This window comes from Mycobacterium sp. (assembly GCF_035603715.1).
In the GTDB taxonomy this organism is placed as follows: domain Bacteria; phylum Actinomycetota; class Actinomycetes; order Mycobacteriales; family Mycobacteriaceae; genus Mycobacterium.
The window spans coordinates 1-3,456 of sequence record NZ_DATNJW010000508.1; the positions used below are offsets into that span (position 1 = coordinate 1).

Below are 3,456 nucleotides of genomic sequence, written 5' to 3' on the forward strand. Positions count from 1 at the left end.
CCCGATGACTGTATCCACAACCTCCTGCGCTTCACGCTGAACCTCGGCTAAGTGATCAGACCCACTAAACGATTCGGCGTAAATCTTGTACACGTCTTCGGTGCCCGACGGCCGGGCGGCGAACCAGGCATTGGCTGTCGTCACCTTCAAACCGCCCAGCGGCGCGCCGTTGCCCGGCGCCGTGGTCAGCTTTGCCGTGATCTGCTCCCCGGCCAGCTCAGTGGCGGTGACCTGGTCAGGCGACAGCTTCGCCAGCCGCGCCTTTTGCTCACGGTCGGCCGGTGCGTCGATCCGCGCGTACAGCGGGGCGCCGTATTTCTCGGTCAGCTCGTGATAGCGCTGCGACGGCGTGACGCCGGTGACGGCGAGAATCTCGCTGGCCAGCAACGCCAGGATGATGCCGTCCTTGTCGGTGGTCCACACCGATCCGTCGCGGCGCAGGAACGACGCCCCGGCGGATTCCTCGCCGCCGAAGCCGATGGTGCCGCCGATCAGACCGTCGACGAACCACTTGAACCCGACCGGTACCTCGACCAGCTTGCGTCCGAGCCCTGCGACCGCTCGGTCGATGATCGACGAGCTGACCGCGGTCTTACCAACCGCGACGCCGTCGGGCCACGACGGCCGATGCGTGTACAGGTAGTCGATCGCCACCGCCAGGTAGTGGTTCGGGTTCATCAGCCCGGCGTCGGGGGTGACGATGCCGTGACGGTCTGAGTCGGCGTCGTTGCCGGAGGCGATCTGGTAGTGATCGCGGTTGGCGATCAGCGATGCCATTGCGTCCGGCGAGCTGCAGTCCATCCGGATCTTGCCGTCGTGATCGAGCGTCATGAACCGCCATGTCGCGTCAACCAGCGGATTGACGACGGTCAGCTCGAGGCTGTGCCGCTCGGCGATCGCGGCCCAGTAGTCGACGCTGGCCCCGCCGAGCGGATCGGCGCCGATCCGGATCCCCGCCTTGCGGATGATGTCGACGTCGACCACGTTCGGCAGGTCGTCGACGTAGGCGTCCATGTAGTCATGCCGTTGGACGGTTTGCAGCGCGCGGGCCAGCGGCACCCGCTTCACCGTCTCGCCGTTGCGGAGAATCTCGTTGGCACGCTCGGCGATTGCGTTGGTTGCGTCGGTGTCGGCGGGACCGCCGTTGGGCGGGTTGTACTTGAAGCCGCCGTCATAGGGCGGGTTGTGCGACGGCGTCACCACGATCCCGTCGGCCAGTCCATCGTTGCGGCCGCGGTTGTAGGTGAGGATCGCGTGGCTGACCGCCGGAGTCGGCGTGTAGCGGTCGGCCGAGTCAACGGCCGTGACGACGTCGTTGGCGGCGAGCACCTCGATCGCCGACACCCATGCGGGCTCCGAGAGGCCGTGCGTGTCCCGGCCGACGAACAGCGGTCCGGTGGTGCCGTGCGCGGCGCGGTATTCGACGATGGCCTGGGTGATGGCCACGATGTGCGCCTCGTTGAACGCCCCGTTCAGCGCCGAGCCGCGGTGCCCCGACGTTCCGAACGCCACCTGTTGGGCGACGTCCTCGGGATCCGGTTTTATCGCGTAGTAGGACGTGACCAGGTGAGGCAGATCAACGAGGTCTTCGGGCTGGGCCGGCTGACCGGCGCGTGGGTGGGCCACCATGTCCTCGATTCTGCCGAATAAGCTGCCTGAGCACGCCCTGCAACCGAAGGGATTTCGACGAGTGGCCAACTCTCCGTTCCCGCAGGACTACCGGGAATTGGCCGCGGTGTTCGCTGGCGGTGCGCTGGGCACCGTGGCGCGCACCGGACTGAGCCTTCTGGTGGCAGCCGACCCGGGGCGCTGGCCCTGGCCGACGTTCACGGTCAACATCGTCGGCGCCTTCCTGGTGGGTTACTTCACGACGCGGTTGCTGGAGCGGTTGCCGCTGTCGAGTTACCGCCGGCCGCTGCTTGGAACCGGGTTGTGCGGTGGTCTGACCACCTTCTCGACAATGCAGGTCGAGACGCTCAAGATGATCGAGCATCACCACTACGGCCTGGCGGCTGGATACACCTGCGCCAGCATCGTTTTCGGGTTCCTTGCCGTGTATCTCGCCACTGCCCTGGTTCGCCGGGTGCCGGTGCGCTGATGATCTGGCTCGGGGTGGTGCTGGCCGGCGGCGTTGGAGCCGTGCTGCGGTTTGTGGTGGACCGCGCGGTCGCTCACCGGGCCGCCCGGTCGTTCCCCTTCGGAACCCTGGCGGTCAATATCAGCGGAGCCGCACTCCTCGGACTGCTCGGCAGCCTGGCATTGAGTCGCGACACCGCGTTGCTCGCCGGCACTGCCTTCGTCGGCTCGTACACCACGTTTTCGACCTGGATGCTGGAAACCCAGCGGCTCAGCGAAGAGCGCCAGGTCGTCAACGCGGTCGCCAATATCGTCGTCAGCATCGTGTTGGGTATCGGCGCGGCGCTATTCGGGCAATGGATCGCAGGACGGTTATGAACCAGCCTTCCCTGAAGCTGACCACCTACTTCGGCGAACGCCAACGGGCCGTCACCGGTGTGCGCCGGCCCGGCTTTTTGGCCGACGCGATGCTCGATCTGTTCGACACCCGCGAAGTCGCGGCCAGCGTGATGCTGCGCGGCATCGCGAGTTTCGGGCCGCGCCATGTGCTGCGCACCGACGAGTCGCTGAGCCTGTCCGAGGACCCGCCGGTGGCGATCGCCGCGGTCGACGTCGAGTCGAAGATCAGCGCCCTGGTCGACGAGGTGGTCGCGATGACCGGTCACGGTATGGTCACGCTCGAGCGCGCCCGCCTGGTCAGCGGCGATGACCTGCTCGACGTCGGCGCCGACGACGCGGTCAAACTCACGGTCTATGTGGGCCGCCAGGAACGCATCGCCGGGTCGGCCGCTTTCCGCGCGGTGTGCGATCTACTGCATCGACGGGGATTCTCCGGTGGCGCAGTCTTTTTGGGTGTGGACGGCACTGCGCACGGCGAACGGTATCGGGCTGCCTTCTTCAGCCGCAATGTCAACGTCCCGCTGATGATCATCTCGGTCGGGACCGCGGCGCAGGTCTCCACGGTGGTCGCCGAGCTCAGCGCCGTCGCACCGCGGGCGTTGCTGACCGTCGAACGGGTGCGGTTATGCAAACGGGGCGGCGAGTTGTTCGGGCGGCCGCATCGACTGCCGGAGACTGACAATCAGGGACGGCCGCTGTGGCAGAAGCTGATGGTGCACACCAGCGAAGCGACCGGTCACCGCGGTGTGCCGATCCACCGTGCGCTCGTGCATGAGCTGTTGGAATCCGGGCTGGCCCGCGGCGCGACCGTGCTGCGCGGTATCTGGGGATTCCACGGCGACCATGAACCGCACGGCGACAAGCTTTTTCAGCTGACCCGACGTATGCCCGTGGTGACGATCATCATCGACACCCCGGAGTGGATTGCGCGCAGCTTCGACATCGTCGACGAGTTGACCGCAGACCACGGATTGGTCACCT

4 protein-coding genes are annotated in these 3,456 nt (G+C 66.6%); 3 read left to right on the forward strand and 1 reads right to left on the reverse strand.

All coding sequences use genetic code 11. The features are described 5' to 3' along the window. Window positions 1–1,629: phosphoglucomutase (alpha-D-glucose-1,6-bisphosphate-dependent) (pgm, locus tag VN856_RS21200; RefSeq protein WP_325692602.1), on the reverse strand; the 1,629-nt coding region annotated here is incomplete at its 3' end. Here pgm and crcB (VN856_RS21205) point away from each other — a divergent pair. From crcB (VN856_RS21205) to VN856_RS21215, 3 genes are all read left to right on the forward strand, one after another. Continuing rightward, window positions 1,628–2,098, forward strand: a complete 471-nt coding sequence (gene crcB / locus VN856_RS21205; RefSeq protein WP_325692603.1) for a fluoride efflux transporter CrcB — start codon at window positions 1,628–1,630, stop codon at window positions 2,096–2,098. The two genes, pgm and crcB (VN856_RS21205), sit on opposite strands and share 2 nt — an antisense overlap. Next, complete coding sequence (gene crcB / locus VN856_RS21210; RefSeq protein WP_325692604.1) at window positions 2,098–2,454, forward strand: fluoride efflux transporter CrcB; 357 nt, start codon at window positions 2,098–2,100, stop codon at window positions 2,452–2,454. The genes crcB (VN856_RS21205) and crcB (VN856_RS21210) overlap by 1 nt, the downstream gene beginning before the upstream one ends. Then, window positions 2,451–3,456 (forward strand): DUF190 domain-containing protein (locus VN856_RS21215; RefSeq protein WP_325692605.1); only part of this gene is annotated, 1,006 nt, incomplete at its 3' end. The genes crcB (VN856_RS21210) and VN856_RS21215, both read left to right, overlap by 4 nt.